This window comes from Sphingosinicella microcystinivorans (assembly GCF_003634215.1).
Classification (GTDB): domain Bacteria; phylum Pseudomonadota; class Alphaproteobacteria; order Sphingomonadales; family Sphingomonadaceae; genus Sphingosinicella; species Sphingosinicella microcystinivorans.
Genome location: NZ_RBWX01000007.1, coordinates 154,154 through 168,020, shown reverse-complemented (window position 1 = coordinate 168,020; position 13,867 = coordinate 154,154). Strand labels below are relative to the sequence as shown.

The following is a 13,867-nucleotide window of genomic DNA, read 5'->3' as shown; positions in this document are numbered from 1 at the left end:
TTAGGCAGCCTTCGCAGCACCTGCGATCCACGGCTGCTCGGCGTCGAGCTTCGCCTCGAACGCCGCGATGTCCTTGTCCATCGCCTGCGTCAGGCCGATCTCGTCGAGGCCGTTCAGCAGGCAGTGCTTGCGGAACGGATCGATCTCGAAGGTGAAGCGGTCCTGATAGGGCGTCGTCACCACCTGGTTTTCGAGGTCGACGGTGATCTCGTCGGTCTTGGCGACTTCCATCAGCCGGTCGATCTGGTCCTGCGGCAGCGCCACGAGCAACATGCCGTTCTTGAAGGCGTTGCCCGAGAAGATGTCCGCGAACGACGGCGCGATCACGGCGCGGAAGCCCATATCGGTGAGCGCCCAAGGCGCATGTTCACGGCTGGACCCGCAGCCGAAGTTGTCGCCCGCGATCAGCAGCGGCGCGCCCTTGTGGCGCGGCTGGTCGAAAATGTTGTCCGGGTTCTCACGGATCACCGCGAAGGCACCCTTGCCAAGCCCTGAGCGCTGAATCGTCTTCAGGAAGCGCGCCGGGATGATGACGTCCGTATCGACGTTCTTCGCGCCAAACGGCACGGCGATGCCCGTCAGGGTTTTGAACGCATCCATCAGGCGGCTCCCATCAGCTGGCGCACATCTGTGAGGCGGCCCGTGACCGCGGCCGCGGCGGCCATCGCCGGCGACATCAGGTGCGTCCGCGCGCCCGGCCCCTGCCGCCCGACAAAGTTGCGGTTGGAGGTGGAGGCGCAGCGCTCGCCCGCAGGCACCTTGTCCGGGTTCATGCCGAGGCACATGGAGCAGCCCGGCTCGCGCCAGTCAAAGCCCGCCTCGATAAAGATACGATCGAGACCCTCGGCCTCCGCCTGCCGCTTCACGAGGCCCGAGCCCGGCACCACAAGCGCCTGCTTCACATGCGCCGCGACATGCCGCCCCTTCGCAACCGCCGCAGCGGCGCGGAGATCTTCAATGCGGCTGTTGGTGCAGCTGCCGATGAAGATGTTCTGCACCTCAACGTCTTCAAGCCGCATACCCGGCGTCAAGCCCATGTAGTCGAGGCTCTTCAACGCAGCATCTCGCTTGGTTGGGTCGGCGAAGCTCGCCGGCTCCGGAACGACGCCGGTGATCTGCACAACGTCTTCCGGACTGGTGCCCCACGTGACGAGCGGCGCGATCTTCGTGCCGTCGATCACGACGGTCTTATCGAAGCGCGCGCCAGGATCGGTGACAAGCGTACGCCAATATGCGACCGCCCTTTCCCAGTCGGCACCCTTCGGGCTGCGCGGCCGGTCCTTGAAGTAAGCGAACGTTTTCTCGTCCGGCGCGATCAGGCCCGCCCGCGCGCCGCCTTCGATGGCCATGTTGCACACGGTCATGCGGCCTTCGATCGACATCGCCTCGATCACCGGGCCGCGATACTCGATGACATGGCCGGTGCCGCCGCCCGTGCCGGTCTCGCCGATCACGGCGAGCGTCACGTCTTTCGGCGTCACGCCATGGCCGAGACTGCCCTCGACGCGAACCTCCATGGTCTTCGCCCGGCGCAGCAGCAGCGTCTGCGTGGCGAATACGTGCTCGATCTCCGACGTGCCGATACCGAAGGCCAGCGCGCCGAACGCGCCGTGCGTCGCCGTGTGGCTGTCGCCGCAAACAACAGTGGTGCCCGGCAGCGTGAAGCCCTGCTCTGGCCCAATGACGTGAACGATGCCCTGCCGCGCATCGTTCATCTCAATGAGTTCGACGCCGAAGTCCGCGCAGTTCTGTGTGAGCGCGGCAAGCTGCGCCGCACTTTCCGGATCGGTAATCGGCTCGAACCGATGGTTTGTCGGCACATTGTGATCCGGCACCGCCAGCGTGAGGTCAGGGCGCCGGAGACGCCGGCCCGCATTGCGAAGACCTTCGAACGCCTGGGGCGTGGTCACCTCGTGAATGAGATGGCGATCGATGAAGATCAGCGAAGTGCCGTCAGAACGTTCCGCAACGACGTGAGCGTTCCAGATCTTTTCGTAAAGCGAGCGCGGATTCTGTGCCATGCGCGCGGAAGTACGAGATAGGCTGGTCCCGCGCAAGTCCAAGCCAGCCGCCCCTTTAAGTGCGGCGGCGCCAAAAACCGAAGGCTGCCGCAACGGAGAGGACCGCGCCGATCATAGCGAGCTCCAAAGGCGCCGTGGACAGCATCCGCCATCCGAGGAGAATGGCCGCGCTGAGCGCCCCCAGGCTTCCGACAAGGCCAACCACCGGATGCACGACCGCGCCTCGCCAAGCGAGCAGGTTCACCCCCGCAAAGGTCAGGAGAAACACCAGGCTTGCGCCTTCAACCAACTCGCCAAGGCTGCCGACCCACACCAGCAGGCAGGCGGCAGTCGCAATAAGAAGCGTGGCCCCCACCGGAACGCCTTCGCTGTTGGTGCGCCCAAAAAAGCCCGGCAAGTCACGCTCCGCGGCGACCCGATGCGCAAGGCGCGCCGTGCCGAAAATCGTCGCCAGAATCGCCGAGCCCGTTGAAAAGGCTGCGGCAATCGTAACGACAACCAGGCCGATTTCACCGAAGGCCGCGCTCCCGGCTGCTGCCAGCGCCACCTCCTTGTCAGCAACGATCCTGTCCGCGCCCACAAGCATCGCAGCGCCGAGCGCAACGGAAATATAAATCAGGATGACCGCGACGATCGCGCTCATCATCGCGGTAGGCAGCGTGCGCTGCGGGTTTTCCATCACCTCGTAATCATAAACGAGCAGCTGAAATCCCTCGTACGCCATAAAAACAAGCGCAGCACCGATAACGGCGCCCGTAAGCCCGACGTGTTCACCGCTTGGCGAAAGTGCCGGTGGCGACCAGTGCATCAAACCGGCGATCGCCAATGCGCCGAGAACGAGAAGCTTTCCTCCAACAAGAATGATTTCGGTCAAGGAGCTCTCGCCCACCCCCAGCAGGTTAACGCCGGTGATGGTGAGAATTGCTGCAATCCCGAGGCCATGGCCAATGATCGCGGACCAGCCGAAGGCGTGCGAAATATAGGCACCGAACGTGTGCGCGTACACGGAAACGGTCAGCACGTAGCCAAGGATGAGCACCCAGGCGATTGCCGCGGCAGCCCCGTTTCGACCGCGCTGCCGCAGGAATTGATAGATGCCGCCTGCTCGGCCGCCACTGACCGTAAGGCGGCTGTAGGACCAGCCGGTCGCAAGGGCGATTGTGCCGCCGAAAACGAAACTGAGCCAGGCAAGCCTGCCCGCTTCGGCGATGACGACGCCCAGAACCGAAAATATGCCCCCGCCGATCATTCCGCCCACGGCCATCGCCCATGCGGCCGAAAACGAGAGCTTTTCGGATTTGTTCTCGGTCATGCGCACGTCCCGTAGTTGCCTGGCGTCCATCAGCGGCCCTCAAGGCGCTATCCCACAAACAACCAACGCACCGCAGCGCAAAACAGTTTTGTCCGCACAACGAAAAAGGCCGCGCCGACAAATGCGGCACGGCCTTTTCAGAGCTCAGCGAAGCTGCGCTTACGCGGCGCTGTCGCGCGTATCGCGGCGCTCGGCAATGCGGGCCGACTTGCCGCTGCGACCACGCAGGTAATAGAGCTTCGCGCGGCGGACAGCGCCGCGGCGCACGACTTCGATCGAATCGACGTTCGGCGAATAGAGCGGGAAGACGCGCTCGACGCCCTCGCCGAAGCTCACCTTGCGAACGGTGAAGTTGGAGCTGACGCCCTTGTTCGAGCGCGCGATGCAAACGCCTTCGAAGTTCTGAATGCGGGTGCGCTCGCCTTCAACGACGCGCACACCGATGCGGAGCGTGTCGCCCGGGCGGAATTCCGGAATGGTCTTGCCGGCGGCAAGCTTTTCAATCTGCTCGGCTTCGAGCTGCTGGATGAGGTTCATCTCATTCGTCCTTGTTCTCACGCCGCGCGCCAGAGGGCTCACCGACCCGAGCGCCACCATGGCGCTCCCATAGGTCCGGCCGCCTTAGCCGTGTATCGGTCTCCGCCCGGCTTTGACGCCAGGCCCCGATCCGCGCATGATCCCCCGATCGCAGCACTTCGGGGATCGTGCGCCCTTCCCAATCATTGGGCCGGGTATATTGCGGATATTCGAGGAGGCCGCTTTCGAAGCTTTCCTCGGTTCCGCTCGAAGCGGCGCCCATTACGCCGGGAACGAGCCGAATGCAAGCATCAAGCAGCGTCAAAGCCGCCATTTCTCCGCCCGAGAGCACGTAGTCGCCAATCGAGACCTGCTCGATGGGCCGCGCTTCGAACAACCGCTCGTCGACACCTTCGAAGCGTCCGCAGAGGATGGAAACGCCAGGCCCCGCCGCCAGCGACCTGACACGCGCCTGCGAAAGCGGTACGCCGCGCGGTGTCATGGCGAGCAGCGGGACCTCGGGGCGTCGCGCCAGAACGTCGTCGACCGCGCGGGAAAGTACATCCGCACGCATCACCATACCCGCCCCGCCGCCCGCAGGCGTATCATCGACGGAGCGGTGCTTGTCCGTCGCGAAGTCCCGAATCTGCACCGTTTCCAGCGACCACAGTCCCTCACCGAGCGCGCGGCCCGCAAGGCTGTGCCCAAGCGGCCCCGGAAACATTTCCGGGTAGAGCGTGAGGACGGTGGCGGCGAAGGTCACGGCTGCGGCGGCACGAATCGCAGAGCCTGAAGCATCGGCGTCAGCGTCGGCGCGAGCAGAAGCTGCCCACTGAGCACACCCTTCTCGCATGTCCAGCGGAACGTCGCCGACAGGGCGCCAGTGGCGTGCAGCGATTCGACTTCTGTGCATGTGCCCGTCAGCGTCTTCAGCCGCATGAACTCGCGCGCCCAGTTTTCGGCGGAGCGATCAAGCGGGAAGTTCATTGCGAGCCGCCCTTCGAGCGGCGCCAGCGTACCGGCGGCATAGGCGGCGTGCGCCGCCTCGTGCATCGTTGCCACCTCGTCGCTCAACGGCGTTTCGGCGGAGCGGATCGCACCCGCGCGCGCCATCGCCCAAAGCGACTGCCACACGGGAACCGCAGGCGCCTGATAGGTGCGGTTCGCAAAGCCGAACGCCGCCGCCCCCATTTCCGGTGCGAGCACGATGAAGCTGCCATAGCCCGGATAACCCCCGCCATGCGCCAGGGTGAGACCGAGATCGCAGTCCGGCGAGGCGCGCAGGCCCATGCCATAGGCGACGGCGTGAACGCACTTGTCGTCGGCAGGCGCACCGGGGCGCGGCATGATCCGCACAAAGTTGAGACCCTGCGCCATCTCACGCACGGTGGCGCGGCGCACCGGACCCGTTTCGGCCCCGTCTCGCGGCGGCCACGCGGACAGCAGGAACGACACCCACTTCGCATAGTCGTTCACAGTGGTGTTGATACCGCCCATGGCACCGAACGTGCCGTCGCGCATCGACGGCTCTTCCACCCACCGCTCGTTTTCCCAGCGGTAGCCGACAGCAAGGCGATCCTTCGGCACATCGGCGATCTCGTAGCCCGTGTTCATCATGCCGAGCGGCGTGAGGATCGTCTGCCGGATGTAGGCCTGATAGGGCATACCCGAAACGTTCTTGATGATGCGCCCCAGCAGGGCATAGCCGAAGTTCGAATACTCGTGCTGCATCTGCCCCGCACGGCTCCACGGCACGCCCGCCGCGATCATACGCGTGAAATCGTCCTCGCTCAGCACCTGCTGACGATCGCCCCACGGATCGTCCGTGACGAACCCCGCGACATGCTGGAGAAGATCGCGCACGCGGATGCGCGGTGCGTCCGAGGTCGGATAGGTCCAGCCCCGCATCTCGGGCACGTGTTTTTCAGCGAGATCATCGAGCGAAAGCTTGCCCGCATCGCGCAGCGACAGGATTGCGAGCGCCGTGAACGCCTTGCTCATCGAGGCGATGCGGAAATGCGTGTCCGCGGTTACCGGCTTCTTGCCGCCGACCGTCTGCACGCCCCACATGCCCTGGTGAACGATCTTGCCGTCCTTCACGACAGCATAAGCGAGCCCCGGAACCGGCGTGCGTTCGCGATAGGCGACAAAGGCCGCGTCGATCTCGGCGGCAAGCGGTGCAGGAAGGGCTGCGGCGGCCGCAACGTCGGCACGCGCGGCGCCTGAAAATGGAGAAGCCAAGAGTACGGCGAGCGCGACAGCAGAAATACGGCGCATGATTCCCCCTTCGAAAAGATCGAAGCTTCGGATTATTCGACGAAAGCCGCGTTGACCACCAGCCGCAGATCATCCCACGCGGGAACGGCATCGGCATTCATTGGCACCATGAAGCGTTTACCGCCCGACCGTTCGATCTCCAGCACGTCGCCCGCGCCGAAGTTTTCCACGGCAACGACATGGCCGAGAGCGGTTCCGTCATCGGCTTCGGCGGGAAGGCCGATCAGATCGAAATGATAATATTCGCCCGCCTCAAGCGGCGGCAATTCCGAGCGGGGAACCGTCAGCGCCGTACCGCGCAACGCCTCGGCGGCATTCCGGTCCCCAACCTCGACAAAACGCGCGATCGCGCCTTTTGGAATGATGCGCAGCGATTTCAGCGTCAGTGCGCCATCGTTGAAGCGCTGGTAGCGGCCAAGATCATCAGCGAAGATTTTCAGCCGCACCTCGCCGGTCACGCCATGCGCACCGGTGACGGCGGCAAGCGTGACGCGGCGTTCAGACATAAGTTACGCAGCCGTCTCGTCGGCCGCCGGCGTTTCTTCGGCAACCGCTTCAGCGGCAGCTTCTTCAGCCGGAGCTTCGGCAGCGGCTTCTTCCTCGGCAGGTGCGTTCGCGGCGGCTTCGGCTTCGGCTGCCTTCGCGGCACGCTCTTCGGCGCGCTCCTTGGCCTTCTCGCCCGGTTCAGCCTTCTTCGGGTTGTTCTTCGCCGTGCGCTTCATGAGGCCGGCGGCATCGAGGAAGCGGGCAACGCGGTCAGACGGCTGCGCGCCGACCTTCAGCCAGTGCGCAGCGCGCTCGGTGTCGAGCTTCACGCGCTCGCCCGAATCCTTCGGCAGCAGCGGGTTGTAGGTGCCGAGGCGCTCCAGATACTTGCCGTCGCGCGGATTGCGCGAGTCGGCGACGACGATGCGGTAAACGGGGCGCTTCTTGGCGCCGCCGCGGGCGAGACGGATGGAAATAGCCATTTTCTTCGTTTCCTTGCTTGAACTGAACTCTAACGCTTGAACTTGTCGAAGCCGGGCGGCAGCTGCGGCATCCCGCCTCCGCCCAATCCTCCGAGACCACCAAGGCCGGGAATGCCCCCGCCCATTTTCCCCATGAGACCGGCGAGCCCCTTCATGCCGCCCATCTTCCGGATCTTCTTCATCGCGGTGGACATTTCCTGGTGCATCTTCAGGAGCTTGTTCACCTCCTGCACCGTCGTCCCCGCGCCGTTCGCGATGCGGATCTTGCGCTTCGCGTTCAAAATCTCGGGCTTGCCGCGCTCCTTCGGCGTCATGGAGAGGATCACCGCCTCCATCCGGCCGAGCAGCTTGTCGTCGGCGCCCGCCTTCTCGGCCTGCGCGGCGAGCTTGCCCATGCCGGGCAGCATCCCGATCAGGCCCGCCATGCCGCCCATCTTCTGCATCTGCTGAAGCTGCGAGCGCAGGTCGTTCATGTCGAACTGACCCTTGGCGAGCTTCGCCGCCATGCGCTCGGCGTCTTCCTGCTCGATCGTCGCCGCCGCCTTCTCGACAAGGCTGACGACGTCGCCCATGCCCAGGATACGGCCCGCGACACGCTGCGGATCGAACGCATCGAGCGCATCGAGCTTTTCGCCGACGCCGACGAACTTGATCGGCTTGCCGGTGACGTGCCGCATCGAAAGCGCCGCACCGCCGCGCGCGTCGCCATCCATGCGGGTCAGCACGACGCCGGTGAGATCAACCTGTTTCGAGAAATTCTCGGCGACGTTCACGGCGTCCTGACCCGTCAGCGAGTCGACCACCAGCAGGATTTCCTGCGGAACCGCCACGGCGGCAACGCTCTGCATTTCCGCCATCAGCGCCGCATCGACGTGCAGGCGACCCGCCGTGTCGAGCATCAGCACGTCGAAGCCCTGCAGCTTCGCGGCCTGAAGTGCGCGGCGGGCGATATCGACCGGCTGCTGCCCTGCGATCACCGGCAGCGTCGCCACCTCGGTCTGCTCGCCAAGCACGCGGAGCTGTTCCTGCGCGGCCGGGCGATTGACGTCGAGCGAGGCCATCAGGACCTTCTTGCGGTCCTTTTCCTTCAGACGCTTCGCGATCTTCGCGGTCGTCGTCGTCTTGCCCGAACCCTGGAGGCCGACCATCATGATGATGGCGGGCGGCGTGACATCCAGTTCGAGCCCTTCGGCGTCGCCGCCGAGCATCATCGCGAGCTCGTCGTGGACGATCTTGACGACCTGCTGGCCGGGCGTGACCGAACGGGTGACCTCGGCGCCAATGGCGCGCTCAGTGACCTTGTCGATGAAGCTCTTGGCAACGGGCAGCGCAACGTCGGCTTCCAGAAGCGCGACGCGGACCTCGCGCATCGCTGCGCGCACGTCCGCCTCGGTCAGCGCACCGCGACCGCGAAGACGATCGAAGACACCGCCAAGACGCTCTGAAAGACTTTCGAACATCACAATCCCTTATGCGAAACGCTCCAACGCAAAATACGCCGGTGGGCGAACCTTCGCTGACCGGCGTGCATCCGTAGACGCGTCTCGTACTCGCGCTTTTCAAGAAAAAGCGTGGCTCCCCTAGGCGGAGGCACCCTCAATGTCAATGCCGCAGGCGCTGATGTGGCTGACCTGCAACACCGCGGACACGTTTCGTCCTCTCCCATGCAACCCGAACCCACAGCCGCTGGTTATGCGGGGGTCGCCGGTTCGAGTGGGCAATTTGACCGGCGAGATGTTCAGCCCAGGCCATGGGTTTCTCCCATGGGCCTCAGCGTAAGAGGAAAATCTCCATGAAAGCCATTATGATTGCAGCGCTCGCCGCTGCCACCCTCCCGTTTGCCGCCGCGAACGCGCAGGAAGCTCCCGATGGCAGCAAAGCTTTCGGCATCGAACCCTATGTAGGCATCGGTGGCGGCTGGCACGATTTCGACACCGGCAACAAGGGCCTGCTGCAGACGCAGGGCAGCGCCAAGGGCGGCCTCCTGACCGGCTTTGCGGGCGTAAACGTGCCGCTCGGCATGTTTGTCGTCGGCGCCGAGGGCAACATCGCCAAGGGTTTCGGCGACATCGATTGGGAATACGGTGTCACCGGCCATCTTGGCCTGCGCATCGGCGAAAGCGGCATGATCTTCGGCCGTGCGGGTTATCAGTGGGTCAACACCGACATCGGCGATGACCGCAACGAGCTTTACGGGTTCGGCATCGAGGTCGGCCCGAAGGACATCGGCCTCGGCGGCGTCACCGGCGAGAGCGGCGTGCGCCTGCGCCTGGCGGTCGACACGTTCGATGAGTTCCAGAGCATCCGCCCGACAGCGGCGGTCGTGTTCCACTTCTAATGCAGCCAGCGGCGCCGTGGAGGCCTACGGGTCTCTACGGCGCCGATCGGCAAGGTTGAATGTCGATGGGCCGGGGACGCGGCTTCGTCGCCGCGTAGACCGCCAGATACGACTTGCCATCCAGCTCGTGCAGCGCCTGCCGTTCAAAGCCGATCGCCTGCACTTCACAGTCGACCAGCCAAGGCGGCGTACCATGGTTGCGCGTCGGTCGGTCGGCATCGACAATACCGACAAGCGCATCCGGCTTCAGGCTTGTCCGCAGATTCCAGAGCAGCTCATACGGGTTCTCGATCTCGTGGTACATGTGCACGAGGAGCACACGATCGAGACTTGTCGCCGGCAGCTTAGGATCGCCGGGCGTGCCCAGCACCACAGACACGTTTGCGAACCCGGCGGCATGAACGCGGCCACGCAGGTCGTTCACGGTGTTGTCGAAAATATCCTCCGCGTAGACCCGGCCTTTATCGCCCACCCGGCGCGAAAGGTTAACCGTATAATAGCCGCGCCCGGCGCCGATGTCAGCGACGATCGAGCCCGGGGCGATGCCCATCAGATCCATTACACGGCGCGCCTCCCCCGCCTGCTCACGGCTTTCCTCGTCTGAAAACTGCGCGCTGACGATCTCGGCGACAGGCCGCTCGACGGAGGGGAAACTGTCTTCTCCGGGCGGAGACGGCGGCGCCGGCGGCGCCTTGCAGGCAGCCAGCAGCACGAGTGAAGACAGCAGGAGGGTGCGACTATTCATTGAACCCTGTCTACCGCGAACGCTGCCGCGCAGGCAATCCGATGGGCGCGTGCATGGACTTGGGCGCGTGCAATCCCTAAATGCGGCGCGATGACCCGTCCGTTTCTCAAGATGCACGGCCTCGGCAACGACTTCGTCGTGTTCGATGCGCGCGTGGAGCCGCTGTCGCTGACGGCGCAGCAGGTGCGCGCCATCGCCGACCGGCATACGGGGATCGGCTGCGATCAGCTGATCGTTATCGAGCGATCCGACCGCGCCGACGCGTGGATGCGGATCTGGAACGCCGATGGGAGCGAGGTCGAGGCGTGCGGCAACGCATCCCGCTGCGTGGCGCAGGTGATCGGCGCGAATGCCCTGATCGAGACGGCTGGCGGCCTCATCGAGGGCACGGCGACGGCAGAAGGCGCCAGCATCGACATGGGCACGCCACGCTTTGGGTGGGATGAGATCCCGCTCGCCTACGCGATGGACACGCTGCACATGCCGGTCGGCTGGGAAACGCTGGAAAGCCCGGTCGCGGTGAACGTGGGCAACCCGCACGTCGTGTTCTTCGTGCCCGACACTGATTCGGTGGACCTGGAGCGGCTGGGGCCGATCATCGAACATGACCCGCTGTTCCCCGCGCGCATCAATGTGAACGTTGCAAGCATCGTCTCGCGCGAACACATCCGCCTGCGGGTGTGGGAACGCGGCGTCGGGCTGACGCGCGCCTGCGGCACCGGGGCGTGCGCCACCGCGATCGCGGCGATGCGGCGCGGCCTTGTTGATCGCGACGTGACGGTGACGCTGCCCGGCGGCGACCTTTCGATCGCATGGCGGGACGACAACCATATCGTCATGACCGGCCCGGCGACGACCGCTTTCACCGGCGAGATCGACCTCGAGGCCTACGCTTGAGCGACCATCAGGTCATCAATCTCGGTTGCCGCCTCAACATCTACGAGGGCGAGATCATCCGGCAGCACCTCGCCACCGCCGGAGACGCTGACACCATCGTCATCAACAGCTGCGCCGTCACCGGCGAAGCGGTGCGACAGGCGCGGCAGACGATCCGGCGGCTGAAGCGCGAGCGCCCGGAAGCACGCGTCATCGTCACCGGCTGCGCGGCGCAGGTGGACGCGGCGGGCTTTGCGGCAATGCCCGAAGTCTCCCGCGTCGTCGGCAATGCTGAGAAGCTGGACGCCGCCACGCTGCTCGGGGGCGAGCGCGTCCGCGTCGGCGACATCATGGCGGTGCGCGAGACGGCGCCGCACTTGATCGACGGCTTCGCCGCCAACACCCGCGCCTTCGTGGAGGTCCAGAACGGCTGCGACCACCGCTGCACCTTCTGCATCATCCCCTACGCGCGCGGCAATTCGCGCAGCGTGCCTGCGGGCCTTGTCATCGACCGCATCAAAAGGCTGATGGACGCTGGCGCGCAGGAGGTGGTGCTGACCGGAGTCGACCTTACCTCCTACGGCCCCGATCTTCCGGGCAGCCCAACGCTCGGCAGCCTCGTGCAGCGCATTCTGACCCACGTTCCGACATTGCGCCGCCTGCGCCTCTCCTCGATCGACTCGATCGAGGCCGACCCCGCGCTCGTCGAAGCGATCACGGGCGAGACGCGCGTGATGCCGCACCTGCACCTGTCGCTGCAATCGGGCGACGACATGATCCTGAAACGCATGAAGCGCCGCCACACACGGGCCGATGCCGTGCGCTTCGTGGAGGCGGTAAAGACGAGGCGGCCGGAGATCGCCATCGGCGCGGACATCATCGCCGGTTTCCCGACCGAAACCGACGACATGTTCGAAAACTCGCTGCGCCTGATCGACGACTGCGACATCGTGTTCGGCCACATCTTCCCCTACTCAGCGCGCGCCGGCACGCCCGCCGCGCGGATGCCCCAGCTTGCCGTTCCCATCCGCAAGGCACGCGCGGCCCGGATGCGCGAAGCCGCCGCCCGGAGGCTCGCCGCCCACCTCGCCGCGCAACAGGGCCACGCCATCGACATGCTCGTGGAAAAAGACGGGCGCACCGGCCACGCCGCCGATTTCACCCCCGCCGCGCTCGATCGGTCCGTCGCGCCCGGCAGCATCGTGCGCGCATGCGTCACTGGCGCGGAAGCGTCGAGGCTGCTAGCGACCCCGGCGTGAGCGAAGAACAGGCAGAACCCAAAGGCTGGCTCGCGCGGCTCCGCGCCGGGCTTCAGCGTACCTCCGGCAAGCTCGGCGAGAATCTCGCGGGGCTTGTTTCGAAGCGCCCGCTTGACGATGCGATGCTGGAGGAGATCGAGGAGGCGCTGATCGCGTCCGATCTCGGCCCCGCCACCGCCGCGCGCATCACCGCGAAACTCGCTGCCGACAAATTCGACCGGCAGGTGAGCGACGACGAAGTGAAAACGGTCGTCGCCGCCGAAGTGGAAGCGGTGCTGACGAAGGTTGCTCACCCCATCGAAGTGACGGCGTTTCCGCGCCCGCACGTGATCCTTGTCGTCGGCGTCAACGGATCGGGCAAAACCACGACCATCGCCAAGCTCGCGCATCTGTTTCAGGAGCAGGACTATTCGGTGATGCTGGCGGCGGGCGATACGTTCCGCGCCGCGGCCATCGAACAGCTTTCGATCTGGGGCGGGCGGCTCAACATCCCCGTCGTTTCCGGCAAGGTCGGCGGCGACGCTGCCGCACTTTCGTTCGAAGCGCTGACGAAGGCGCGCGCGGCGGGTGCGGACGTGCTGATCATCGACACAGCCGGGCGCCTGCAGAACAAGGCCGGGCTGATGGACGAGCTCGCCAAGATCAAACGCGTGCTGAAGCGCCAGATGGAATCCGCACCGCACGACGTCGTGCTCGTACTCGACGCGACCACGGGCCAGAACGCGCTCAATCAGATCGACGTGTTCCGAGAGGTCGCGGGGGTCACGGGCCTTGTGATGACGAAGCTCGACGGCACCGCGCGCGGCGGCGTTCTCGTCGCGGCGGCGGACCGTTCTAAACTCCCCGTTCACGCGATCGGCGTAGGGGAACAGATCGACGACCTGCGCCCGTTCGATCCGGCGGAGTTCGCCCGCGCGCTTGCGGGTATGGGCGCGAAGAAGGACGCGTAATGGCGGAAGACAAGACCAAAGGTTCGGGCCTGCGCATGGCGCTCGATTTCGGGCCGCTGCTCGTGTTCTTCGCGGTGAACAGCCTTGCGCCGGGCGACGACGTCAACCAGGCGATGTGGGCGACCGGCGCGTTCATGATCGCAACCGCCATCGCGATGATCGTTTCCAAGCTGAAGACGGGCCGCGTCGGACCTATGCAGTGGTTCACCGGCATCATCGTCGCCGTGTTCGGCGGCCTGACAATCTACCTGCACGACGAACGCTTCTTCCAGATCAAGACGACAATCATCTACGCGATGTTCGCCGCGATCCTGTTCTTCGGGCTCGTCACCGGCCGGCCGCTGCTGAAGCTCGTGATGGAAAGCGGCTTTCCCGAAATGGACGACCACGGCTGGAAGAAACTGACGCGCAACTGGGCGTTCTTCTTTCTCGCCATGGCGATCCTGAACGAAGGCTTGCGCGCCTACCTGACCTTCGACCAGTGGGTCGCCTTCAAGGTTTGGGGCGTGCTCGTGATCTCGATGATCTTCGCCGCTTCACAGGCGCCGATCCTGATGAAGCACGGTAAGGATCAGGAAACAGACGCCTGACCAGCGCCTGTCACG

Annotated in this window: 15 protein-coding genes; 5 read left to right on the top strand and 10 right to left on the bottom strand. The window is 65.1% G+C overall.

Translation table 11 applies throughout. The annotated features are described in order from the left end of the window. The 9 genes from leuD to ffh all read right to left on the bottom strand — a co-directional run bounded on the left by leuD (position 1) and on the right by ffh (position 8,554). Entirely contained in the window at positions 1-600 is a 600-nt protein-coding gene (leuD, locus tag DFR51_RS01065; RefSeq protein WP_121047204.1) for a 3-isopropylmalate dehydratase small subunit, read from the bottom strand. Then, the gene (gene leuC, locus DFR51_RS01060; RefSeq protein WP_121047203.1) at positions 600-2,021 is read right to left on the bottom strand and encodes a 3-isopropylmalate dehydratase large subunit; all 1,422 of its coding nucleotides are present in this window, start codon (positions 2,019-2,021) and stop codon (positions 600-602) included. Before leuC ends, leuD begins: the two co-directional genes overlap by 1 nt. 55 nt (positions 2,022-2,076) lie before the next feature. Beyond that, on the bottom strand, positions 2,077-3,333 hold the full coding sequence (locus tag DFR51_RS01055; protein ID WP_121047202.1) for an APC family permease: 1,257 nt from the start codon (positions 3,331-3,333) through the stop codon (positions 2,077-2,079). Positions 3,334-3,492: 159 nt separating this feature from the next. Beyond that, positions 3,493-3,870 (bottom strand): 50S ribosomal protein L19, encoded by a 378-nt coding sequence (gene rplS / locus DFR51_RS01050; protein ID WP_121047201.1) that lies wholly within the window; start codon positions 3,868-3,870, stop codon positions 3,493-3,495. A gap of 1 nt (position 3,871) precedes the next feature. Continuing rightward, positions 3,872-4,612 carry a tRNA (guanosine(37)-N1)-methyltransferase TrmD gene (trmD, locus tag DFR51_RS01045; protein ID WP_121047200.1) on the bottom strand — a complete coding sequence of 247 codons (741 nt, stop codon included), beginning with the start codon at positions 4,610-4,612 and terminating at the stop codon, positions 3,872-3,874. Then, on the bottom strand, positions 4,609-6,126 hold the full coding sequence (locus tag DFR51_RS01040; protein ID WP_121047199.1) for a serine hydrolase domain-containing protein: 1,518 nt from the start codon (positions 6,124-6,126) through the stop codon (positions 4,609-4,611). The genes trmD and DFR51_RS01040 overlap by 4 nt, the downstream gene beginning before the upstream one ends. Before the next feature lie 32 nt (positions 6,127-6,158). Continuing rightward, positions 6,159-6,632, bottom strand: coding sequence for a ribosome maturation factor RimM (gene rimM, locus DFR51_RS01035; RefSeq protein ID WP_121047198.1), 474 nt, complete (start codon positions 6,630-6,632; stop codon positions 6,159-6,161). 3 nt (positions 6,633-6,635) lie between these two features. Beyond that, the gene (gene rpsP / locus DFR51_RS01030; protein WP_121047197.1) at positions 6,636-7,094 is read right to left on the bottom strand and encodes a 30S ribosomal protein S16; all 459 of its coding nucleotides are present in this window, start codon (positions 7,092-7,094) and stop codon (positions 6,636-6,638) included. A gap of 29 nt (positions 7,095-7,123) precedes the next feature. Beyond that, positions 7,124-8,554 (bottom strand): signal recognition particle protein, encoded by a 1,431-nt coding sequence (gene ffh / locus DFR51_RS01025; protein ID WP_174234219.1) that lies wholly within the window; start codon positions 8,552-8,554, stop codon positions 7,124-7,126. A gap of 332 nt (positions 8,555-8,886) precedes the next feature. Here ffh and DFR51_RS01020 point away from each other — a divergent pair, with 332 nt between their 5' ends. Further along, positions 8,887-9,432 (top strand): opacity protein, encoded by a 546-nt coding sequence (locus tag DFR51_RS01020; protein ID WP_121047195.1) that lies wholly within the window; start codon positions 8,887-8,889, stop codon positions 9,430-9,432. 34 nt (positions 9,433-9,466) lie between these two features. Here DFR51_RS01020 and DFR51_RS01015 read toward each other — a convergent pair whose 3' ends face one another. Further along, positions 9,467-10,177 (bottom strand): class I SAM-dependent methyltransferase, encoded by a 711-nt coding sequence (locus DFR51_RS01015; RefSeq protein WP_121047194.1) that lies wholly within the window; start codon positions 10,175-10,177, stop codon positions 9,467-9,469. A 90-nt stretch (positions 10,178-10,267) separates the two neighbouring features. On the opposite strand from DFR51_RS01015, the gene dapF reads away from it, so the two are divergent. The 4 genes from dapF to ispZ are packed head-to-tail and all read left to right on the top strand — an operon-like array spanning position 10,268 to position 13,852. Continuing rightward, on the top strand, positions 10,268-11,074 hold the full coding sequence (gene dapF / locus DFR51_RS01010) for a diaminopimelate epimerase (RefSeq protein WP_121047193.1): 807 nt from the start codon (positions 10,268-10,270) through the stop codon (positions 11,072-11,074). Continuing rightward, on the top strand, positions 11,071-12,312 hold the full coding sequence (gene mtaB / locus DFR51_RS01005) for a tRNA (N(6)-L-threonylcarbamoyladenosine(37)-C(2))-methylthiotransferase MtaB (protein ID WP_121047192.1): 1,242 nt from the start codon (positions 11,071-11,073) through the stop codon (positions 12,310-12,312). Before dapF ends, mtaB begins: the two co-directional genes overlap by 4 nt. Further along, positions 12,309-13,262, top strand: a complete 954-nt coding sequence (ftsY, locus tag DFR51_RS01000) for a signal recognition particle-docking protein FtsY (protein WP_243445571.1) — start codon at positions 12,309-12,311, stop codon at positions 13,260-13,262. Before mtaB ends, ftsY begins: the two co-directional genes overlap by 4 nt. Then, entirely contained in the window at positions 13,262-13,852 is a 591-nt protein-coding gene (gene ispZ, locus DFR51_RS00995) for a septation protein IspZ (RefSeq protein ID WP_243445570.1), read from the top strand. Before ftsY ends, ispZ begins: the two co-directional genes overlap by 1 nt. The last annotated feature ends 15 nt before the right edge of the window (positions 13,853-13,867 follow it).